This is a genomic window from Halomonas sp. ABH4_019 (assembly GCF_056159885.1).
This window is the reverse complement of record NZ_JBSWWC010000001.1, coordinates 1541332-1561025: the sequence shown is the minus strand read 5'-3', so window position 1 is coordinate 1561025 and position 19694 is coordinate 1541332. Positions and strand designations below refer to the sequence as shown.

Sequence of the window (19694 nt, the reverse complement as noted above, 5' to 3'; positions counted from 1 at the left end):
GGGTGGTCGCCAGCGTGGTGGCGGGTCGGCCGTCCAACGCCGGGATCTCGTCTATTGGTCTAGTCTGCGGGGTGGTTCGCAGGCTTCGGGTTTACATGTGGAAGTATTTTCCACAAAATTGTCATGACGCAGTCACCTTTCCCTGTCCGGCCGCTCGGTGCCAGGGGAGCGCCGAAACGCCCTGCATAGGAGAACGACCCATGACCCAACGCATCACCCGCCACCGCCTGCAGGTGGCCGCCGAGCTGGACCGCTTCATCCATGACCAGGCCCTGCCGGGCTCCGGCATCGATCCCGAGGCCTTCTGGGCCGGCGTCGACGCCCTCTTCCATGATCTGACACCGAAGAACCGCGAACTGCTCGCCGAGCGCGATCGCCTGCAGGCCGAGCTCGACGGCTGGCACCGCGAGCAGCCGGGCCCGGTACGCGACATGGCCGCCTATCGCGGCTTCCTCGAGCGCATCGGCTACCTGCAGCCGGCGCCCGCCGAGGTGGCCGTGACCACCGGCAACGTCGACCGCGAGATCGCCGCTCAGGCCGGGCCGCAGCTGGTGGTGCCGGTGAACAACGCCCGCTATGCGCTCAACGCCGCCAACGCCCGCTGGGGCAGCCTCTACGACGCCCTCTACGGCACCGATGCCATCGCCGAGGAAGGCGGCGCCGAGAAGGGCGACAGCTTCAATCCCAAGCGCGCCGAGAAGGTCATCGCCTACGCCCGGGGCGTGCTCGATCGTGCCGCGCCGCTGGCCACCGGCTCCCACCGCGAGGCGGTCGGCTATGCGCTGCGCGACGGCCACCTGGTGGTGACCCTGGAAGGCGGTCGCGAGACCGGCCTCAAGGAACCGGGCAAGCTGGTCGGCTACCAGGGCGAGGCGAACGCGCCGTCCTCGGTGCTGCTGGTCAATCACGACCTGCACCTGGAGATCCAGGTCGACGCCGGCCACCCGATCGGCAAGACCGACCCGGCCGGGGTCAAGGACGTGATCGTCGAGTCCGCGCTGACCGCGATCATGGACTGCGAGGATTCGGTGGCGGCGGTGGATGCCGAGGACAAGGTCGGCGTCTACGCCAACTGGCTGGGCCTGATGAAGGGCGACCTCGAGGAGCAGATCGAGAAGGGCGGCAAGAGCTTCACCCGCCGGCTGGCGGCGGATCGCACCTGGACCACGCCGGATGGCGGCGAGGTGACCCTGCCTGGCCGCTCGCTGCTGTTCGTGCGCAACGTCGGCCACCTGATGACCACCCCGGCGGTACTGGATGCCGAGGGCAACGAGCTGCCGGAAGGCATTCTCGACGGCATCGTCACCAGCCTGATCGCCCTGCGCGACCTGCAGAAGGGCGCCGGTGAGGCACGCAACTCCCGCGAGGGCTCGGTATACATCGTCAAGCCCAAGATGCACGGCCCGGCGGAAGTGGCCTTCGCCAACGAGCTGTTCGGGCGCATCGAGGACCTGCTGGGCATGGCCCGCGATACCCTCAAGATGGGTATCATGGACGAGGAGCGCCGCACCTCCGTCAACCTCAAGGCCTGCATCAACGAGGCCACCTCGCGGGTGGTGTTCATCAACACCGGCTTCCTCGATCGCACCGGCGACGAGATGCACACCGCCATGCAGGCCGGGCCGATGGTGCGCAAGGGCGACATGAAGCACGCCGCCTGGATCGGTGCCTACGAGCGCAACAACGTCCAGACCGGCCTGGCCTGCGGGCTGCGCGGCCGCGCCCAGATCGGCAAGGGCATGTGGGCCATGCCGGACCTGATGGCCGCCATGCTCGAGCAGAAGATCGGCCACCCCAAGGCCGGGGCCAACACCGCCTGGGTGCCGTCGCCCACCGCCGCCACCCTGCATGCCCTACACTATCACCAGGTCAGCGTGACCGAGGTGCAGCGCGAGCTGGAAGCCCAGGGCGAGCCGGCCTTCATGGATAAGCTGCTGGACGACTTGCTCAGTGTGCCGGTGGCCGAGTCCCCGACCTGGAGCGACGAGGAGATCCAGCAGGAGCTGGACAACAACTGCCAGGGCATCCTCGGCTACGTGGTGCGCTGGGTCGAGCATGGCGTGGGCTGCTCCAAGGTGCCGGACATCCATGACGTGGGCCTGATGGAAGACCGCGCCACCCTGCGCATCTCCAGCCAGCACGTGGCCAACTGGCTGCATCACGGCGTGGTCGATGCCGATCGCGTGCGGGCGACCCTGGAACGCATGGCCAAGGTGGTCGACGACCAGAACGCCGGCGACCCGACCTATCGGCCGATGAGCGCCGACTTCGCGGCCTCCCATGCCTTCCAGGCCGCCGCGGACCTGGTGTTCAAGGGCCTCGAGCAGCCCGCCGGCTATACCGAGCCGCTGCTGCATCACTGGCGGGCCGTGCACAAGGCGGGATAATCGGCTGCGGGCTGCGGGCTGCGGGCTGCGGGCTGCGGGCTGCGGGCTGCGGGCTGCGGGCTGCGGGCTGCGGGCTGCGGGCTGCGGGCTGCGGGCTGCGGGCTGCGGGCTCGGGTTGTGAACCCGGGGTAGGAGCTTAGAGTGGTGCTCGTGGCTCGTGGCTCGTGGCTCGTGGCTCGTGGCTCGTGGCCACTGTGCGCGACCGTCGGGCTGGGCTATCTTGGGGCCATCTCCATTCGCCGCAGGGAGCGCGCCCATGACCGTGATGACCGCCGCCGCCATCGAGGAGTTTCTCGACGAGGTGTTTCCCCAGCGCGCCGGCACCATCGAGGGCGTCGGCGACCATCGGGCCACCATGAGCCTGGCCATCGAGGACGAGCACCTGCGCCCCGGCGCCAGCGTCTCCGGGCCGACCCTGATGGGGCTCGCGGACGTTTGCCTCTACGTGGCGATCCTCGCCCAGATCGGACCCGAGCCGATGGCGGTCACCAGCGACCTGCACTGCCGCTTCCTGCGTCGCCCCCGGGGCGATCGCGACCTCATCGCCAATGCCCGGCTGCTCAAGCTGGGGCGGCGGCTGGCGGTGGGCGAGGTGCAACTGTTCTCCGACGGCGAGGAGGAGCCGGTAGCGCTGGTCACGGCGACCTATGTATTGCCGGACGCTGATTGACTGCGCCAGGCCGCGACGGCCAGCGCCAGCCAGCCGGCGATCAGCAGCCCGCCGCCGAGCGGGGTGATCGCGCCCAGGGGGCCCAGGCCGGTGAGCGCGAGGGCATATAGCGAGCCCGAGAAGAGCCCGGTGCCGGCCAGCCACAGGCCGAGGGTCAGGCGCTGGCCGGCCAGCGGCGTGCTGGCCCGCCAGGCCAGCACGCCGAGCATCGCCAGGGTGTGCCAGGCCTGGTAGCGCACTCCGGTTTCGTAGACCGCCATCAGCCGCGCGGACAGCGTTTCGTTCAAGGCATGGGCGCCGAAGGCGCCGGCCATCACCGTCAGGGCGCCGCACAGCGCCACTACCAACCACCAGCCTCGATCCCGCATCTCGTCCTGTGCTCCCTGGGGGTCATCGTCGCAACCTTGGAGCAGGGTACCGACGCCGGGGTCGCCCCGCGGCGTGATGACCCCGCGTCCTCTCACGCGCTTACCGTACCCGGGCGGGCCTCGAGGCGCTACAATATGGGCCCGCGAAATCGCAGCCCCGGAGGATGCCATGCAGATCCAGCTCAATGGCGAGGAGCGTCGCCTGGAGGCCGAAGCCTCCGTGGCCCAACTGGTCGAGTCCCTCGGCCTGACCGGACGCCGCATCGCCGTGGAGGTCAACGAGGAGATCGTCCCCAGGAGCGCCCATGGCGAGACGCGCCTGGCCGACGGCGACCGGGTGGAGATCGTCCATGCCATCGGCGGCGGCTAAGGAAAACACTGATTGATCGCTGCGCTCGCCCTTCGAATCAGCGCTTTCCCCGAGCCATAGGAGAACTACACCCATGACCGACTTCTTCCAGGACACGCCGCTGCGCGTCGCCGGCCGCGAGTTCGCCTCGCGCCTGCTGGTGGGCACCGGCAAGTACCGCGACTTCGACGAGGCCGGTGAGGCCATCGCCGCCAGCGGTGCCGAGATGGTGACCTTCGCCGTGCGTCGCACCAACCTGGGGCAGGACGCCTCGGCGCCCAACCTGCTCGACGTGGTCTCACCGGACCGCTATACCCTGCTGCCCAACACCGCCGGCTGCTATACGGCCAAGGATGCGGTGCGCACCTGCCGGCTGGCCCGCGAGCTGCTCGATGGCCACAACCTGGTCAAGCTCGAGGTACTGGGCGACGACACCACGCTCTACCCCAACGTGGTGGAGACCCTGGCCGCCGCCGAGACGCTGGTCGAGGACGGCTTCGACGTCATGGTCTACACCAGCGACGACCCCATCGTCGCCCGGGAGCTGGAGCGCATCGGCTGTTGCGCGGTGATGCCGCTGGGCTCGCTGATCGGCTCCGGCCACGGCATCCAGAACCCGCACAACATTCGCCTGATCATCGAGCAGGCCGGGGTGCCGGTGCTGGTGGACGCCGGCATCGGCACCGCCTCCGAGGCCGCCCTGGCCATGGAACTCGGCTGCGACGGGGTGCTGATGAACTCCGCCATCGCCCATGCCCGCCAGCCGGTGCGCATGGCCGGGGCCATGAAGCAGGCCGTCCAGGCCGGCCGCGAGGCCTTCCTCGCCGGGCGCATGCCGCGCCGCCAGGGCGCCGATCCGTCCTCGCCGCTGGCCGGGCGCATCAACGCCTGATCTTTCACTTCCCATCTCGAGTTTCGACGCCGCGCATGAACGATCCGCAACGCCCCGACCAGGGCCCGACCACCGGTCCCGAGAGTCCCGACGCCCCGCTGCACCGCCGCGGCATCAAGAGCTACGTGCTGCGCGCCGGGCGCATGACCGCCGCCCAGACCCGTGGCCTCGAGGAGGTCTGGCCGCGGCTGGGGCTGACGCTGGCCGACGGCCGCCAGGACCTCGAGAGGCTGTTCGGTCGTCGGGCCCCGGTGGTGGTGGAGATCGGCTTCGGCATGGGTGCCTCGCTGATCGAGCAGGCCGAGACCCACCCCGACACCGACTTCATCGGCATCGAGGTCCACGCCCCCGGCGTCGGCAAGCTGCTCGACGAGGCCGACAAGCGGGGCCTGACCAACCTGCGGGTCTATCGCGAGGATGCCCTGGCGGTGCTCGAGCAGTGCCTGCCCGAGGCCAGCCTCTCGACCCTGCAGCTGTTCTTCCCCGATCCCTGGCCGAAGAAGAAACACCACAAGCGGCGCATCGTCCAGCCGGCCTTCGTCGCGCTGGTGCGCACCCGCCTCGCGCCCGGCGGGACCCTGCACATGGCCACCGACTGGGCGGCCTACGCCGAGTGGATGGCCGAGGTGATGGCCGAGGCGCCGGGCTACGCAAACACCGCCACCGAGGCGACGGCCCCCTATGTGCCGCGGCCCGAGTTCCGCCCGCTGACCAAGTTCGAGCGGCGCGGCGAGAAGCTCGGCCACGGCGTGTGGGACCTGATCTTCCGCCGCGCCGACTGACCCTCCCGACCGGCGTTCAGCCCCGGCGTGACGTCGGGGCACTCGGCCTGACCACGCGCCGCGGCTTGCGCCGCACCGTCGGGCTGGCGGTGGCGACATGACCGCCGGCTCCGCGGCCGCGACGTCCCCCGCTCGCCAAGGCCGCCGCGGCCCCGGCCAGGGCCAGGGCCATGCCGGCGACGCCCAACGGCCCCGGCCATTCGCCGAACAGCAGCGCCGTGGCGGCCAGGGTCGCGGCCGGGGTCAGGGCGACCAGGGCCGCGCTCTGGCTCACCCCGAAACGCTGCAGGCTGGCGTTGAAGAAGCCGTAGCCGCCGAAGGTGGCGAGCACGATCAGCCAGGCCAGGACGCTGAGCGTCTGGGCCGTCGGCGCCGGCGCGGGCAGCCCCTCGCCCCGGGCCAGGGCGGCGAGCCCGAAGACCGCCGTGGCCGCCGCCAGTTGGGCGGTCAGCCGCACCGCCATGGGCAGGGTCGCCGGCCGCCCGGCGCTCAGCACGCTGCCCAGGCTCACCGCGCCCACCGCCAGTAGCGGTAGCCCGTAGGCCCAGAGCGGCGCGCCGCCCAGCCCCTGCAGGTCGCCCAACACGCTCAACCCCGCCCCCAGGGTCGCCACCACCAGCCCCAGCCACTGCGCCAGGCGCGGCCGCTCGCCGAGCAGCCCGCCGGCCAGCAACGTGGCCGCCAGCGGCTGCAGGGCGCCGAGCAGCGCCGCCACGCCGGCACCGACGCCGTTCTCCACCGCCAACAGCATGGCCAGCAGGTAGCCGCCCACCGTCAGGCTGCCTACCAGTGCCTCGAGGCCCAAGGCGCGGAGGTCGCGAACGGCGGCGCACCACCGGGGGGTGAGCAGGACCCATAGGGCCGCCAGCAGGGTGGCCAGGGCGAAGCGCCAGGCGTACAGCGACAGCAGCGGGGTGTCGACGGCCACGGCCAGTCGGCTGCCCACGAAGCCGCTGCTCCAGCACAGCACGAAACCCAGCGCGATAAGTAGGCCCGCCAGCCGCAGCGGACGCCGGAAGCGCGGGAGTCGAATCTGTCGTATCGCCAGCATGGGTCTGCCTCCTTCCCTCGAGCTTGCGCAAGCGAGTCTGGACCGGCTAACGTCTTCAGGGAATCGAAACTTTTTTGATCGAGACTTCAATATGCCTGAAGCCTTGTCACAGACCCTGGACCTGGAGGCCCTGCGCAGCTTCGTGGCGGTGGCGCGCCTGGGCACTTTGGCGGCGGCGGCGGAGGAACGGCACCGCACCGTCAGCGCCCTCAGCATGCAGATCAAGCGTCTCGAGGCGCGCCTGGACAGCCGGCTGCTGGTGCGTGGCGCTCGCGGCATGACCCTCACGGCGAGCGGCGAGGCGCTGCTCGGCGAGGCCCGCGAGCTGCTGCGCCACCACGATGGCCTGGTGGCGCGCATCAGCGGTCGCGGGCTCACCGGGCGGGTGCGTTTCGGCATGCCGGAGGACTACGCCAGCCGCCTGGTGGGGCGGTTGCTGCCGGACTTCCTGGCCCGCCATCCCGACGTGGTGCTGGAGGCGGTGACCGCCACCAGCGGCGAGCTGGCCAGGCGCCTGGAGCGCGGCGAACTGTCGCTGATCGTGGCCCTGGACCGTCCCCACCGGCTGGTCGGCGGTGAGCCGCTGTGGCGGACCATGCCGGTCTGGGCCGGTGCCCGCGAGCTGGCGCTGACGCCGGAGGCCCCCTTGCCGCTGGCGCTGCATCCGGTGGACTGCCCCTACCGGCAGCTCGGGGTCGAGGTGCTGGAGGCCGGCGGCCGACCCTGGCACGCGGTCTTCACCAGTACCAGCATCCATGCCCTGGAGACCGCGGTGGAGGCCGGCCTGGCGGTGAGCATCCTCGAGCGTGACCGGCTGACGCCGGCCATGCGCGAGCTGGGCGAGGCCGAGGGCCTGCCGCCCTTGCCGGGGTGTCGGGCCGAGCTGCACTACGGGCGCCGGGTGTCCGCCGCTTCCTGGCCGGCCGTGGAGGCCCTGGGGGCGTTGATCCAGGCGCGGCTGGGCCAGCGCGAATAAAAAAGGCCGCCATGACGGCGGCCGAGGCACTCCCCTGAGGGTATCGCAAAAGAAAGCCGCCCTGGGCGGGGCGGCAAAGACCGTGACTAGCAATGAGGAGGAGAATCCGGAGCGGGACACTGGCTGAACCCCGTCCGGGATGGCGCCTCATCAACGCCATGCATGTAGAGTAAATCATTCTCGTTTGTGTCGTCAATGAAAACGAGAACATTTTTTATTTGCGGTGCGGAAAGTGTGTCACGAACGGATTGGCAGCGCACGGGGCCTGACGCCTACGAGCCCTGAGACGCCCGAGCCCCGGGGAAGCGCAACGCGTACCAACGAAAAAGCCGCCCCGGGTGGGGCGGCAAGAGACCGTGACTAGCAATGAGGAGGAGAAACCCCACGGCAGACTGGCAAGGCTCCCGTGGGCCATGGCGCCTCATCCGCGCCATGGCCTCAAGGTAAGACAGGTCGCGGCGAACTGTCAATGAAAACGAGAATGTTTTTTATTCACCCTGCGGCCAGGCGCAACCACAGCGGCAGGCTGAGCATGGCGAGCAGCGTCTGGCCGGTGATCAGGGCCGCCATCAGTTCGGCGTCGCCGCCCAGCTGACGGGCCAGGATATAGGCCGAGGTGGCGGTGGGCAGGGCGGCGAAGAGCAGCGCCACGTCGCGGCTGACCGGGCCCAGGCCGACCAGCAGCGCGATGCCCAGCACCAGGGCCGGCAGCACCAGCAGCTTGATCAGGTTGGCCGCCCAGACGCCTGCATCGCCACGCAGCAGCGCCCGGGGACGCAGCGCGACGCCCACCGCCACCAGGCCCAGCGGCAGGGCCGCCCGGCCGAGCAGGCCGACCGCCTCGCGGCTCCAGCCGGGCAGGCCGAGGCCCGACACGTTGAGGGCGATCCCGGCCAGGCAGGCCAGGATCAGCGGATTGCGGGCCAGTGCCGCGAGGCTGGTGCGCAGGCCCCCCGCGCCGAGGGTGCCGGCGGCGAGAAAGGTGAGCACGCACAGCACGTTGACCACCGGCACCATCAGGGCCACGGCCACCGCCGCCACGGTGGCGCCGGCGGGGCCGTGAAGGGCGGCGGCCCCGGCCACCCCGACGTAGGTGTTGAAGCGCAGGGCCCCCTGGAACACCGAGGTGAAGGCCGGGGTGTCCAGCCCGAGGCGATGGCGCAGCGCCCAGAGCCCGCTGCCCAGCAGCAGCATGGCGCCGAGCAGCGTCAGGGCCAGCCGGGCGACCGGCACGCGGCCGATATCGGCTTCGGCCAGGGTGGCCAGGAGCATGGCGGGGAACAGCAGGTAGTAGATCAGCCCCTCGAGGCGCGGCCAGAAGTCGCCGCCCGGCCAGGGTCCACGGCCCAGGGCCGCCCCCAGCAGGATCAGCAGGAACAGGGGGCCGAGGGCCCCGGCGACGCCTTCCATGACGTGTCCTCCTCACGTGTCGGTTTGTGTCACCCGAGCGAGAACGTCATGGTCGCGGATCGGCGGATGTCTCTCGCCGGCCCATTCGGACTCCGCCGGGGCCTGAAGCGCGGCGGCCGGCCCCAGGCAGAGGCCGGCCGCCAGCAGTGCGGTCCTGGGCGTCATGCGCGGCGCATCAGCCTTCGCCGTTGTCGCCCTGCGCCTCGTCGGCGGGCGTGACGTCGAGCAGCTCGACCTTGAACACCAGGGTCTCGTTGGGACCGATCGGGCCCTGGCCGCGGGTGCCGTAGGCGAGGTCGGCGGGAATCACGACTTCCCAGGTGTCGCCGACGCTCATCAGCTGCAGGGCCTCCTGCCAGCCCTCGATGACCTGGCCGACCCGGAAGCTCACCGGCTCGCCGCGCTCGTAGGAGCTGTCGAAGACGGTGCCGTCGATCAGCTTGCCCTCGTAGTTGACCTCGACGGTGTCCTCGGCACCCGGAGTGGCACCGTCGCCGGACTCGAGCTCGCGATACTGCAGGCCGGAGTCGGTGACGGTCACGCCGTCCTGCTCGGCGTTCTCGGCCTGGTAGGCCTCGCCCTCGGCCTGGTTGGCCTCGGCGCGCTTCTCGGCCTCGGCGGCTCGCTCTTCCATGGCCTGCTGCTGGAAGGCCTGCATGGTCGAGGCCATCTCCTCGTCGCTCATCTCCAGCCCCTCGCCGGCGAAGACGTCGCGGACGGCCTGGGTGAAGGCGTCGATATCGAGGTCCTCGACGTCCTGCTGGATGCTCTTGCCCAGGGTCGCGCCGAGGCTGTAGCCGAGCTTTTCCTCGTCGCTTTCCGGCGCGGCGAGGGCCAGCGGGGCGGCGGTCAGCAGGGCCGTCAGGGAAGCGGTGGTCAGCAGTCTCTTCATGAAAATGCCTTGTGTTCTGGCGCCTTGGCGCCGTGGTGGATGGAATCCTTGGGACTCTAACAGGGCCGGGCCGGTTCCGCACCCGTCGCAACGAGGCGGAGCCGGCCCGGCCAGGGCGGGGGAGAAAGGCGGCCTAGACGACCAGGGTCGGGCAGTGCGCGGAGCCGGCCACCCGCTGCGAGACGCTGCCCAGCAGCAAACCCTTGTCGCCGTTGGTGCCCTGGGCGCCGATCACGATCAGGTCGCAGTCGCGCTTGCGGGCGAAGCGCACGATGGTCCGCGATGGGCGCCCGCCCTTGACGAAGGCCCGTACCTTGTCGGCAGGCACGCCGAGCTCGGCGGCGTGGGCCTTGGCCTGCACGGCGATCTCGGTGGCGTATTCCTTGAGGGCATCGTCGGGAATGTCGAGCCTCTCGGGCCGGACCATGGACAGCGAGGCCTCGAGCAGGCTGTGATGCTTGAACACGCACAGGACGTAGAGCTCCGCGTCGGTGAGCCGCTGGAGCGCCACCGCCTTGTCCAACGCCTTGATTGCCCCCTTGGAGCCATCCACCGGCACCATGATTCGCTTGAACATCATGACCTCTCCTCTAGGTGTCCCGGATCAGCCGTTGAAGGCCAGGTCGCGCAGGAACAGGGCGATCTGCGGGAACATGATCAGCAGGGCGGCGGCGAGGATCAGCAGGCACACGAACGGCGGCGTGCCCTTGATCACGTCCAGGTAGGGGCGCTTGAAGATGGCGATGGCGGTGAAGATATCGCAGCCGAAGGGCGGCGTCGCCGAGCCGATGGCCACCTGCAGGGTGATCAGGATGCCGACCAGCACCGGGTCCAGGCCGGTGGCCTCCACGGCCGGAGCGAAGATCGGCGTCAGCACCAGGATGACCACGATGGGGTCGACGAACATGCAGGCCACGAAGAAGGCGATGCAGATCGCGATCAGCACCCCGGTGGGGCCGGCCTCGTTGATGCCCACGGCCTCGAGGATCGTCTGGGGAATCTGGGCGAAGGAGATGATCCAGGAGAAACCGTTACCCACCGCAACCAGGATGAACACCACCGCGGTGATCAGGCCGGTGGACTTGGCGATGGCGTAGATGTCGTTGATCTTCAGCGAGCGGAAGACCACGAACTCGAGCAGGACGGCGTACAGCACGCAGGCCGCGGCGGCCTCGGTGGGGCTGAAGATGCCGCCGTAGATGCCGCCGACGATGATCACCGGGAAGCCCAGCGGCCACAGCGCCATGCGCACCGCGCTGAAGCGTTCGCCCCAGTTGGTCTTGGGCTCGGTGGGCACCTTGCGGATCACGGCATAGGCCACGCAATAGAGGGAGAACATGAAGAGGATCAGCAGCCCGGGGCCGATGCCGGCGATGAACAGCTCGCCGATGGAGGTGCCGGAGATGACCCCGTAGATGATCATGCCGATGCTGGGCGGGATCAGGAAGGCGATGTCGCTGGAGTTGATGATCAGCGCCAGGGTGAAGGAGTCCGAGTAGCCGGCCTTGAGCATGCGCGGGCGCAGCGGCGAGCCCACCGCCACCACCGTGGCCTGGGTGGAGCCGGAGACGGCGCCGAAGAGGGTACAGGACGCGGCCGTGCTGACCGCCAGGCCTCCCTTCACGTGGCCGATGAAGGACATCACCATGTTGATCAGGCGCTCCGCCGACTGGCCCCGCGTCATGATGTCGGCGGCGAGGATGAACATCGGCACCGCGATCAGCGAGGCCGGCCGGATGCCCGCCATCATCTGCTGGATCAGGGTCTCCATCTGACCCAGGCCGTTGAACATCATGAAAAAGCCGATGACCGCCGCGGTGATCAGCGGGATCATCATCGGAAAGCCCAGCAAAAGCAGGGCTATCATGGTTACCACCATTACTGTCGTCATCTTGCGTTCCCCCGGGCAATGCCCTGCGTCAGACTTCCGTTTCCGTATCCTTGTAGCCGTCGAGCACCGAGGTCGACAGGTAGACGTCCCGCGACGTCATGTTCTTGATGGCGGTGAGCAGGTACTGGATGCCGGTGATCAAGAAGCCCAGCGGGACCCAGATATAGATGATGAAGATGGGAAAGCCCAGTGCCGGCAGGATGCGTCCCTTGTCGTAGAGATCGAGGATATAGAGCACGGAGTAGTAGAGCAGGAAGAACATCACCAGAGAGGTGAACAGCGAGATCGTGATCATCAGCGCGCGGCGACCGCCGACCGGCAGGGCATCGTAGATCGCCGACATGCGGATGTGGCGACCGTGACGCGCCGCATAGCCGATGCCGGCGAAGGTGATCATGATGATCAGGATGCGGTTGACCTCGCCGGTGAAGAAGATGCTCTCGCCGAGGGCAAAGCGACCGATGACGTTGGCGATGGTGTTGAACGCCATCAGCAATACGCCGACGGCCAGGATCACCGCCTCGACCTTGCTGATGAAGGTGTCGATGATGCCGAGAAAGCCCGGCAGCCCCGAGCGGTAGTGCTTTTCGGAATCTTCTTCGGTCATGGGCGTACTCCCTTGTCAGCGGAGATGGCGACGAAGCGGCGTCCCTGTCGAGCAGCGTAATGGTTCGGCGCCATGTCGAGCGCCCGACGGGTCAACGTTGGATGAACGTTGCCGCCGGGGCCGGAAACAAATCGGGGGCAGCCAGGCTGCCCCCGTCGCGACGATCTGTGGTGGGATCGCGCTTATCCTTCTTCTTGCTGCACGGCCTCGAGGTCGGCCTTGAACTGCTCGAGCAGTGCCGCGCCGTCTTCGCCGGTCATGTCGAGGAATTCTTCCTCGACCTGCGGGGCGCGCTCCTTGAAGGCAGCGATCTGCTCGTCGGTCAGGCGGGTCACGGTGACCTCGTCGGAGGCTTCCTGGATCTTGGCCAGGGAATCCTCGGCCAGGCCCTGGATGTGCTCGATGGTGTGGTCATAGGCCGCGTCGGTGGCGTCCTGCACCAGCTGCTGGTCCTCGTCGGACAGCCCTTCGTAGAAGTCCATGTTGGCCATCATGGCGGTGGTGAACCAGCCATGACCGGTGAAGGTCAGGTTCGGGGAGACCTCGTAGAGGCCGCCGGACTCGATCCAGAAGATCGGGTTTTCCTGGCCATCGATGATGCCGGTCTGAAGGCCGCCGTAGACCTCGCCCCAGGGCAGCGGGGTCGGGGTGGCGCCGAAGGCGTTGTAGGTCTCGGCGAGCAGCGGGTTGGTCATCACGCGGATCTTCTTGTTGTCGAAGTCCGCGGGTTCGGTGATCGGCTCGTCGGCGGTGACCACCATCTCGCCTTCCGGATACATCTGCAGCAGCTTCAGGCCGTGCTCGGCGTAGAGCTCGGGGAACATCTCGTTGATGGCCTTGCTCTCGTCGAAGAACTCGAGCACGGTGTCCATGTCGGTCGGCATCAGATAGGGGATGAAGAAGATCTGGGCCGCCGGAATCAGGGCGCCGGTGAAACCGGGAGACTGGTTGACGAACTGCAGGATGCCGTTCTGGGTCTGCTCCATGATGTCGTCGGACTCGCCGAGTTCACCGAAGCGGTAGACCTGAACGCTGTGGTCGGAATTCTCCTCCACATAGCGCTTGAACTCCTGGGCGAATACGTCCTGTACATCGCCCTCGTACTCCTCGTGGGCGTAACGCCAGTTGTCCGAATAGGCGGCGGTGGACATGCCGAGCATCAGGGCACCGATGCCGGCGGTGGTCAACAGCTTGTGTGCCTTCATTATGCGCTTCCTCTGCAGGTATTGTCGGCGAAAGCGGGACGATTCGCGCGACGAAACGAAGGTTTTGTTTTTACAGTGTTTATTCAGGCTAGCCGGGAGTTTAGGAGGGGTCAAGCTGGGCTTTTAACCTTCTCAACGCCGCCAGATGCGATTTTTTCTGTTGCTGTGCGCAAAAAGGCAGCACATTTTCCAGCGGCGCTCCCGCGGGCGACAGCCGGTGCACGGCACCCCCGGCGAGGCTCCAGGCTTCCAAGCGGGACAACGCCTCGCGCTCGGCCGCCAGCTCGGCGTCCTTGAGCCGCCGGCGCAATGCGGCGACGCTCTCGCGTGCGCCGGCTTCCGCCTTGAGACGGCGGCGCACTCGGCGCAAGGGGGCGGTGACCTCGTCCTGCCAGCGCCTGATCGCCTCGGGGAAGTCGCCGGCGGCCAGGCCATGACGAAACAGCCAGAGTCGCCACAGCAACTCGAGCACGTCGACGCCGGCATCGTCCTGCAGGTGCAGGCAGGCGGCCTCCACGCCGGGGCGGCCATAGAAGGCCAGGGCGAAGTCCCACAGCGGCTCGGCCGCCAGCCGTGCCCGCAGAGGCGTCGGCAATTCGGTAGAATCGGGCGTCATGATTCGGCTGTCGTCACGGCGGCGGCCCTATGCCTTCCTGTGGAGCCTTCATGATTGCACTGCGCCAAGTTTCCCTGCAACGCGGCACCCAAGCGCTGCTCGAGAACGCCGACCTGACCCTGCACGCCGGCCACAAGGCGGGCATCGTGGGGCCCAACGGGGCCGGCAAGTCGAGCCTGTTCGGCCTGTTGCGCGGCGAATTCGCCCCCGACCGCGGCGAGCTCGAGATGAGCGGCGGGCAGCGCATCGCCCACATGGCCCAGGAGGTCGAGGCGCTCGGACGCAGCATCCAGGACTACGTGCTGGACGGCGACCGGGCCCTGCGCGAGGCCGAGGCGTCCCTCGAGGCGGCCCAGGCCGCCGGCGAGGCCCATCGCGAGGCGGAACTGCACGGCACCATCGAGGCGCTCGACGGCTACAGCGCCCCGGCCCGGGCCGCCCAGCTGCTGGTCGGGCTGGGCTTCGAGCAGGCCGACCTGGCCCGCCCGCTGTCGGACTTCTCCGGCGGCTGGCGGATGCGCGTCAACCTGGCGCGCACCCTGTTCATGCCGTCGGATCTGCTGCTGCTCGACGAGCCCACCAACCACCTGGACCTCGATGCGCTGCTGTGGCTCGAACAGTGGCTGACCCGCTACCCGGGCACCCTGCTGCTGATCTCCCACGACCGCGACTTCCTGGACGCCGTCTGCGACCACATCGTGCACTTCGATCGTCGCTCCCTGGTGCTGTATCGCGGCAACTACTCGACCTTCGAGCGCACCCGCGCCGAGAAGCTGGCCCTGCAGCAGGCCGAGGCGGCCAAGCAGCAGGCGCGCAAGGAGGAGATCGAGCGCTTCGTGGCGCGCTTCCGCTACAAGGCCACCAAGGCCCGCCAGGCCCAGAGCCGGCTGAAGATGCTCGAGCGCATGGGCGAGATCGCCGTGGCCCACGTCGACTCGCCCTTCCATTTCACCCTGCCGTCCGCCGACCGCACTTCGCATCCCTTGCTGGTACTGGACGAGGCGCGGCTCGGCTATCGCGGCGAGGAGGGCGAGGCCGTCCAGCTCGAGGACGTCGACCTGACGCTGCAGCCGGGCCAGCGCATCGGCCTGCTGGGTCCCAACGGCGCCGGCAAGTCGACGCTGATCAAGTCGCTGACCGGAGAGCTGCCGCTGCTCGGCGGTCGCCGAGTGCCCGGCGAGCACCTGGCCATCGGCTACTTCGCCCAGCACCAGCTGGAGGGGCTCGACCTCTCGGCGACGCCCTTCCTGCACGTCCAGCGGCTCTCGCCGCGGGCCGCCGACCTGGATATCCGCAAGTTCCTGGGGGGCTTCGGCTTCCACGGCGACGACGTCTTCGCCGAGGTGGGACGCTTCTCCGGCGGCGAGAAGGCGCGCCTGGCGCTGTCCCTGGTGGCCTGGCAGAAGCCCAACCTGCTGCTGCTCGACGAGCCCACCAACCACCTCGACCTGGAGATGCGCGAGGCGCTCACCGAGGCGCTGGCGAGCTTCGAGGGCACGGTGATCGTGGTGTCCCACGACCGCCACCTGCTGCGGGCCACCGTGGACGAGTTCTGGCGGGTCGCCGACCACCGCGTCACCCCCTTCGACGGCGACCTGGACGACTACCGGACCTGGCTGCGCACACGACTCGAGCACGAGCGCCGCGAGGCGCGGGCCGACAAGGCCGAGCGCCAGGAGGCCGCCGAGGCGCCGAAGGAGGATCGCAAGGCGGCGCGGCGTGCCGCCGCCGAGCTGCGCGACAGGCTGCGCCCGTTGAAGCGCGAGCGCGACGTCGCCGAGCGCGAGATGGACAAGGTGCAGGCGTCGCTCGCCAAGGTGGAGGCGGTACTGGCCGATGCCGAGCTGTACACCGACGAGGCGCGCAAGGACGAGCTTACCGCCCGGCTGGCCGAGCAGGCCGACCTGGCGTCGCGGCTCGGCGAGCTGGAGCAGGAATGGCTGGCGGCGGAGGAGGCCCTGGAGCGGCTCGAGGCCGAGCTCCAGGGCTGACCGGGCTCAGGAGGAGGTGCGCGCCTCGCCCAGCGCCCCGGCGCCGTCGCTCTCCTCCTGCATGCTGGCGGCGATCGCCTCGCGCTCGCGGCGCTCGTCGTCGAGGCTCTTGCGGGGCAGGGCGAGATTCAAACCGATCGCGACCACGGCGGCGACCACGATCGGCGAGCCGCCGATCACCAGCTGGACCATTTCCGGGAATCCGTCGATGGCGCCCGGGGCGGCGAAGATCCCCATGCTCAGGGCGATCGCCAGGCTGGCGATGGTGACGTTGCGCGACGACAGCTCGTCGCGGGTCAGCAGCTGGATCCCGGTCATGGTGATCATGCCGAATACCGTGACGGTGGCGCCGCCCAGCACCGGGTAGGGAATGGTGGTCATCAGCGCGCCGACCTTGGGCATCAGCCCGGCCAGTAGCATGAAGCCCGCCGCCAGCGCCAGCACGGTGCGGCTGATGACCTTGGTCATCGCCACGATGCCCACGTTCTGGCTGTAGGTGGACGTGGGCAGGGCGCCGAACAGGGTGCCCGCCAGGGTGCACAGGCCGTTGCCCAGCAGCCCGCCGGCGAGCTCCCGGCGCTCCAGCTCGCGGTCCAGGCCGCCCACGGTGGTGGCCGAGAGGTCGCCGACCGTCTGCACCGAGTTGATCACGCAGATGATCAGGATCGAAACGATGGCGGAGGGGTGGAACTCCAGGGAGAAGGGCATCAGTTCGGGGGCACTGACCCAGGCCGCCTCGCGCACCGGCGAGAAGTCCACCATGCCCAGCGCCAGGGACAGGCCATAGCCGACCAGGATGCCGCAGATGATCGCCGCCAGTTTCAGGAAGCCCCGGGCGAACTGCGAGATCGCCAGTACCACGGCCAGGGTGACCAGGGCCACCAGCCATTGTTCGGGGTCTCCATAGCCCGGCTGGTCGACGCCGCCACCCATGTAGTTGATGGCGATGTCGTAGAGCGACAGCCCGATCACCAGCACCACGGTGCCGGCGACCACCGGCGGGAAGAAGTGGCGGATGCGCTGGATGCCAAGCCCCACCAGGATCATCGCCACACCGCCGACCAGCTGGGCGCCGAGGATGCCTTCGATGCCGTACTGGGCGCCCACGGCGGTGAGGGTCGGCACATAGGCGAAACCGACCCCGAAGATCGCCGGCAGCCGCGCGCCGAAGCGATGCACGCCATACAGCTGGAGCAGCGTGGCGAGGCCGGAGCCGAGCAGCGAGATCTGGATCAGCAGCATGGTGTCGGCGAGGCTCGCGCCGACGGCGCCCGCCACGATGATCGGCACGGTCACCGTGCCCATGATCATGGCCAGGATATGCTGCAGGGAGAGCGGCAGGGCCCGGGTCAGGGGCGGGCGCCCCTGGAACTCGAAGACCGAGGTGGTGTGGTTAGGCATAGGGGACAATCACCGCTTGTTTTTGTACACAACTTGAGGCGGGCATTGTCCACTATGCGCAAAATATTTCCAAATTCTGAGACTAAGACCAAAGGAGGGGGCGTTGGCCATGCGCCGGGTATCGCTGCGCGATGCGGCACGCCCCTCGGGCCGTCGGGGCTAGCGGCTCTCCAGCAGGAAGGTCACCGGGCCGTCGTTGACCAGGGCCACCTGCATGTCGGCGCCGAACTCGCCGGTGGCGACCCGCGGCCAGGCGGCGCTGGCGCGCTCGACCAGATAGGCGAAGAGCCGTTCGCCCTCGGCCGGCGGCGCGGCGCTGGAGAAGCTCGGGCGCAGGCCCTTGCGGGTATCGGCGGCCAGGGTGAACTGGGAGACCAGCAGCAGCCCACCCTCGGCCTGCTGCAGGTTGAGGTTCATCTTGCCTTGCGCATCGGAAAACACGCGATAGTGCAGCAGCTTGTGCAGCAGCCGCTCGGCCTGCCGTTCGTCGTCCTCCTTTTCGACGCCGACCAGCGCCAGCAGGCCGTGGTCGATGGCGCCGGTCTCGCGGTCGTCGACCGTCACGCTGGCATGGCGAACGCGCTGGATCAGGGCTTTCATGGCTCTTTCCCTCTTACCGCCCTCGGCGGCTGGCAAAAGCCGGCAGCCTAGCACGCCCGGCTTCAGCGCCCCAGCAGGGCGTCCCGGAAACCTTCGCCCAGCGGCGCCTCGCCGAGCCAGATGCCGAACAGGGCGTCGGCCAGCGCCGGTTCCGCCGCTTCGTAGAGCGGCTCGCCGTTAAGCGACAGGCGCAGTGTCTGGTCGTTCCAGGTCAGCGCATAGCGATCCCCCGGGGAAACGTCCCGATAGCGGGCGTTGAAGGCCGACAGCGCCGGCTCCAGTGCCTGGAACTCGGTCGCGCCGAGCTGTTCGCGAAGGGTGTCGCGGGTGACCTCGGCGAAGTCGCCGGCCTCGATGGCGTGGAAGTACTCGAGCTCCAGGCGCCGGGGGACCTCGGCCGACTGCGGCGCGGGCCGCGGATAGCCCCGGGCCTGGTAGTAGGCGCCGGCGTAGGCGTCCCAGATCATGTAGCGGAACAGCCCGTGACCGATCAGCTGGAAGGGGCGGCCGTTGATGTCCTGGGTCGAGGCAAAGCGAGCGTCCTTGACCGAGACCTCGGCGACGGCGGGCGTGGCGCCGAGGATCAGGGCCAGCAGCAGGGCGTCGAGGGGCCGGTGTCGAATCGGCATGGGTGGTCTCCTTGGCGGATGCGTTGTCCTGTGTCGACACCGATATTGTGTATAGGTTCTGTACAATTCATGACCCTACCAGGCCCGGCACAGCATGATGTCGCAGTGGGGCTCGGCCAGCAGGCGCTCGGTGATCTGGCTCTGGCGGCCCAGCTGGCCGCGGCTGCCCAGCGCCAGCAGGTCGGGCGGCTGGCGGCGCAGGCGCGTCATCAGCACCTCCAGGGGGTCGCCCTGCTCGAGTTCGAGTTCCAGTTCGGGAACGTCGTCGAGCTCGCTCATCAGCTGCTCGGTCTCCTGTTCCAGGTGGCGGCGCAGCTTGGCCACCTCCTGGTCTCGCCAGCGGGCATAGTCGCTGTCGGAGCCCAGCTCCCGCTCGCCGGGGATGTTCCAGGCGTGCAGCAGGGTCAGTCGGCCCTCGGGGAAGCGCTTGAGGGTCTCGCGCAGGGTGTGGCGGCAGGTCAGCGAGAAATCCACCGGCACCAGGATGTCGTGCCAGGCCTGGGTGGCGGGATGGCTCACCGAGAGCACCGGGCAGGGCGCGCTGCGCAGCACCCGCGCCAGGGTGGTGCCGCCGACCAGGTCCGGCTGGCCACGCTTGCGATGGGCGCCGAGGACGATCATGTCGGCCTCGCGCTCGTGGGCCTCGCGAATGATCTCGGCATAGGGCGAGCCGGCCACCGTCTGGATCAGGCTGGCCGGTTCCGGCAGGGCGTAGTCCTCGCGAATGTCGGTCAGGGTGGCGGCGATGTCGGCCACCACCGCCTCCTCCAGGTCGTGGAGGACCCGCCGGGGCAGGTAGGGATCGAGCACGTGGACGATGTCGAGCCGGGCGCCGGCCTCGTTCGCCAGCCGGATGGCGCGGGCGAAGGCGGCGCGGTTCTCGGCGGAGAGATCACAGGCGAACAGCAGGGTGCGGGACATGGCACAACCCTCGTACGGCCGGAAGATGACCGTTTCAGGATGGGCGGCCTCCGCCG

At 69.1% G+C, this 19694-nt stretch carries 20 protein-coding genes; 7 read left to right on the top strand and 13 right to left on the bottom strand.

Annotated elements, in window-relative coordinates:
• Positions 1 to 200: 200 nt before the first annotated feature.
• Together ACXAFN_RS07135 and ACXAFN_RS07130 are read left to right on the top strand one after the other, a co-directional pair.
• On the top strand, positions 201 to 2387 hold the full coding sequence (locus ACXAFN_RS07135) for a malate synthase G (protein ID WP_474987412.1): 2187 nt from the start codon (positions 201 to 203) through the stop codon (positions 2385 to 2387).
• A gap of 256 nt (positions 2388 to 2643) precedes the next feature.
• Entirely contained in the window at positions 2644 to 3057 is a 414-nt protein-coding gene (locus ACXAFN_RS07130) for a PaaI family thioesterase (protein WP_474987410.1), read from the top strand.
• On the opposite strand, the gene ACXAFN_RS07125 is transcribed toward ACXAFN_RS07130, so the two are convergent.
• Positions 3033 to 3425: a DUF423 domain-containing protein gene (locus ACXAFN_RS07125; RefSeq protein ID WP_474987490.1), complete on the bottom strand. Its 393-nt coding sequence runs from the start codon at positions 3423 to 3425 to the stop codon at positions 3033 to 3035. The two genes, ACXAFN_RS07130 and ACXAFN_RS07125, sit on opposite strands and share 25 nt — an antisense overlap.
• Positions 3426 to 3594: 169 nt before the next feature.
• Between ACXAFN_RS07125 and thiS the strand changes: the two genes are divergently transcribed.
• From thiS to trmB, 3 genes are all read left to right on the top strand, one after another.
• Positions 3595 to 3795 (top strand): sulfur carrier protein ThiS, encoded by a 201-nt coding sequence (gene thiS / locus ACXAFN_RS07120; RefSeq protein ID WP_474987408.1) that lies wholly within the window; start codon positions 3595 to 3597, stop codon positions 3793 to 3795.
• 73 nt (positions 3796 to 3868) lie between these two features.
• On the top strand, positions 3869 to 4666 hold the full coding sequence (locus tag ACXAFN_RS07115) for a thiazole synthase (protein ID WP_474987406.1): 798 nt from the start codon (positions 3869 to 3871) through the stop codon (positions 4664 to 4666).
• Positions 4667 to 4701: 35 nt separating this feature from the next.
• Positions 4702 to 5448 (top strand): tRNA (guanosine(46)-N7)-methyltransferase TrmB, encoded by a 747-nt coding sequence (trmB, locus tag ACXAFN_RS07110; RefSeq protein ID WP_474987404.1) that lies wholly within the window; start codon positions 4702 to 4704, stop codon positions 5446 to 5448.
• 16 nt (positions 5449 to 5464) lie between these two features.
• Here trmB and ACXAFN_RS07105 read toward each other — a convergent pair whose 3' ends face one another.
• Positions 5465 to 6499 (bottom strand): DMT family transporter, encoded by a 1035-nt coding sequence (locus ACXAFN_RS07105; protein ID WP_474987402.1) that lies wholly within the window; start codon positions 6497 to 6499, stop codon positions 5465 to 5467.
• 91 nt (positions 6500 to 6590) lie between these two features.
• On the opposite strand from ACXAFN_RS07105, the gene ACXAFN_RS07100 reads away from it, so the two are divergent.
• The gene (locus tag ACXAFN_RS07100; RefSeq protein ID WP_474987400.1) at positions 6591 to 7475 is read left to right on the top strand and encodes a LysR substrate-binding domain-containing protein; all 885 of its coding nucleotides are present in this window, start codon (positions 6591 to 6593) and stop codon (positions 7473 to 7475) included.
• 492 nt (positions 7476 to 7967) lie between these two features.
• Here the strand turns inward: ACXAFN_RS07100 and ACXAFN_RS07095 are convergent, their stop codons facing one another.
• The 7 genes from ACXAFN_RS07095 to ACXAFN_RS07065 all read right to left on the bottom strand — a co-directional run bounded on the left by ACXAFN_RS07095 (position 7968) and on the right by ACXAFN_RS07065 (position 14096).
• A complete protein-coding gene (locus ACXAFN_RS07095) occupies positions 7968 to 8885 on the bottom strand; it encodes an AEC family transporter (protein ID WP_474987398.1) in 918 nt (305 codons plus the stop codon).
• A 175-nt stretch (positions 8886 to 9060) separates the two neighbouring features.
• The gene (locus ACXAFN_RS07090) at positions 9061 to 9777 is read right to left on the bottom strand and encodes an FKBP-type peptidyl-prolyl cis-trans isomerase (protein WP_474987396.1); all 717 of its coding nucleotides are present in this window, start codon (positions 9775 to 9777) and stop codon (positions 9061 to 9063) included.
• Between the two features lie 133 nt (positions 9778 to 9910).
• Positions 9911 to 10354 (bottom strand): universal stress protein, encoded by a 444-nt coding sequence (locus ACXAFN_RS07085; RefSeq protein ID WP_474987489.1) that lies wholly within the window; start codon positions 10352 to 10354, stop codon positions 9911 to 9913.
• A gap of 27 nt (positions 10355 to 10381) precedes the next feature.
• Positions 10382 to 11668: a TRAP transporter large permease gene (locus ACXAFN_RS07080; RefSeq protein WP_474987395.1), complete on the bottom strand. Its 1287-nt coding sequence runs from the start codon at positions 11666 to 11668 to the stop codon at positions 10382 to 10384.
• A gap of 28 nt (positions 11669 to 11696) precedes the next feature.
• Positions 11697 to 12275, bottom strand: a complete 579-nt coding sequence (locus ACXAFN_RS07075; RefSeq protein WP_474987393.1) for a TRAP transporter small permease — start codon at positions 12273 to 12275, stop codon at positions 11697 to 11699.
• Between the two features lie 182 nt (positions 12276 to 12457).
• Entirely contained in the window at positions 12458 to 13480 is a 1023-nt protein-coding gene (locus tag ACXAFN_RS07070; protein WP_474987392.1) for a TRAP transporter substrate-binding protein, read from the bottom strand.
• A 100-nt stretch (positions 13481 to 13580) separates the two neighbouring features.
• Positions 13581 to 14096, bottom strand: a complete 516-nt coding sequence (locus ACXAFN_RS07065) for a TIGR02444 family protein (RefSeq protein WP_474987391.1) — start codon at positions 14094 to 14096, stop codon at positions 13581 to 13583.
• A gap of 50 nt (positions 14097 to 14146) precedes the next feature.
• On the opposite strand from ACXAFN_RS07065, the gene ACXAFN_RS07060 reads away from it, so the two are divergent.
• Entirely contained in the window at positions 14147 to 16087 is a 1941-nt protein-coding gene (locus tag ACXAFN_RS07060) for an ABC-F family ATP-binding cassette domain-containing protein (protein WP_474987390.1), read from the top strand.
• Positions 16088 to 16093: 6 nt separating this feature from the next.
• On the opposite strand, the gene ACXAFN_RS07055 is transcribed toward ACXAFN_RS07060, so the two are convergent.
• The 4 genes from ACXAFN_RS07055 to ACXAFN_RS07040 all read right to left on the bottom strand — a co-directional run bounded on the left by ACXAFN_RS07055 (position 16094) and on the right by ACXAFN_RS07040 (position 19638).
• On the bottom strand, positions 16094 to 17488 hold the full coding sequence (locus ACXAFN_RS07055; RefSeq protein WP_474987388.1) for a uracil-xanthine permease family protein: 1395 nt from the start codon (positions 17486 to 17488) through the stop codon (positions 16094 to 16096).
• Between the two features lie 159 nt (positions 17489 to 17647).
• Complete coding sequence (gene dtd / locus ACXAFN_RS07050) at positions 17648 to 18088, bottom strand: D-aminoacyl-tRNA deacylase (RefSeq protein ID WP_474987386.1); 441 nt, start codon at positions 18086 to 18088, stop codon at positions 17648 to 17650.
• A 62-nt stretch (positions 18089 to 18150) separates the two neighbouring features.
• On the bottom strand, positions 18151 to 18717 hold the full coding sequence (locus tag ACXAFN_RS07045) for a chalcone isomerase family protein (RefSeq protein WP_474987384.1): 567 nt from the start codon (positions 18715 to 18717) through the stop codon (positions 18151 to 18153).
• 75 nt (positions 18718 to 18792) lie between these two features.
• Positions 18793 to 19638 (bottom strand): universal stress protein, encoded by an 846-nt coding sequence (locus ACXAFN_RS07040; RefSeq protein WP_474987382.1) that lies wholly within the window; start codon positions 19636 to 19638, stop codon positions 18793 to 18795.
• Positions 19639 to 19694: the final 56 nt, after the last annotated feature.

Excerpts from the sequence above, each read along its gene's own strand:
- ACXAFN_RS07135 (WP_474987412.1), top strand. The coding sequence starts at position 201 with ATGACCCAACGCATCACCCGCCACCGCCTGCAGGTGGCCGCCGAGCTG.
- ACXAFN_RS07130 (WP_474987410.1), top strand. The coding sequence starts at position 2,644 with ATGACCGTGATGACCGCCGCCGCCATCGAGGAGTTTCTCGACGAGGTG.
- ACXAFN_RS07125 (WP_474987490.1), bottom strand. The coding sequence starts at position 3,425 with ATGCGGGATCGAGGCTGGTGGTTGGTAGTGGCGCTGTGCGGCGCCCTG.
- thiS (WP_474987408.1), top strand. The coding sequence starts at position 3,595 with ATGCAGATCCAGCTCAATGGCGAGGAGCGTCGCCTGGAGGCCGAAGCC.
- ACXAFN_RS07115 (WP_474987406.1), top strand. The coding sequence starts at position 3,869 with ATGACCGACTTCTTCCAGGACACGCCGCTGCGCGTCGCCGGCCGCGAG.
- trmB (WP_474987404.1), top strand. The coding sequence starts at position 4,702 with ATGAACGATCCGCAACGCCCCGACCAGGGCCCGACCACCGGTCCCGAG.
- ACXAFN_RS07105 (WP_474987402.1), bottom strand. The coding sequence starts at position 6,499 with ATGCTGGCGATACGACAGATTCGACTCCCGCGCTTCCGGCGTCCGCTG.
- ACXAFN_RS07100 (WP_474987400.1), top strand. The coding sequence starts at position 6,591 with ATGCCTGAAGCCTTGTCACAGACCCTGGACCTGGAGGCCCTGCGCAGC.
- ACXAFN_RS07095 (WP_474987398.1), bottom strand. The coding sequence starts at position 8,885 with ATGGAAGGCGTCGCCGGGGCCCTCGGCCCCCTGTTCCTGCTGATCCTG.
- ACXAFN_RS07090 (WP_474987396.1), bottom strand. The coding sequence starts at position 9,777 with ATGAAGAGACTGCTGACCACCGCTTCCCTGACGGCCCTGCTGACCGCC.
- ACXAFN_RS07085 (WP_474987489.1), bottom strand. The coding sequence starts at position 10,354 with ATGTTCAAGCGAATCATGGTGCCGGTGGATGGCTCCAAGGGGGCAATC.
- ACXAFN_RS07080 (WP_474987395.1), bottom strand. The coding sequence starts at position 11,668 with ATGACGACAGTAATGGTGGTAACCATGATAGCCCTGCTTTTGCTGGGC.
- ACXAFN_RS07075 (WP_474987393.1), bottom strand. The coding sequence starts at position 12,275 with ATGACCGAAGAAGATTCCGAAAAGCACTACCGCTCGGGGCTGCCGGGC.
- ACXAFN_RS07070 (WP_474987392.1), bottom strand. The coding sequence starts at position 13,480 with ATGAAGGCACACAAGCTGTTGACCACCGCCGGCATCGGTGCCCTGATG.
- ACXAFN_RS07065 (WP_474987391.1), bottom strand. The coding sequence starts at position 14,096 with ATGACGCCCGATTCTACCGAATTGCCGACGCCTCTGCGGGCACGGCTG.
- ACXAFN_RS07060 (WP_474987390.1), top strand. The coding sequence starts at position 14,147 with ATGATTGCACTGCGCCAAGTTTCCCTGCAACGCGGCACCCAAGCGCTG.
- ACXAFN_RS07055 (WP_474987388.1), bottom strand. The coding sequence starts at position 17,488 with ATGCCTAACCACACCACCTCGGTCTTCGAGTTCCAGGGGCGCCCGCCC.
- dtd (WP_474987386.1), bottom strand. The coding sequence starts at position 18,088 with ATGAAAGCCCTGATCCAGCGCGTTCGCCATGCCAGCGTGACGGTCGAC.
- ACXAFN_RS07045 (WP_474987384.1), bottom strand. The coding sequence starts at position 18,717 with ATGCCGATTCGACACCGGCCCCTCGACGCCCTGCTGCTGGCCCTGATC.
- ACXAFN_RS07040 (WP_474987382.1), bottom strand. The coding sequence starts at position 19,638 with ATGTCCCGCACCCTGCTGTTCGCCTGTGATCTCTCCGCCGAGAACCGC.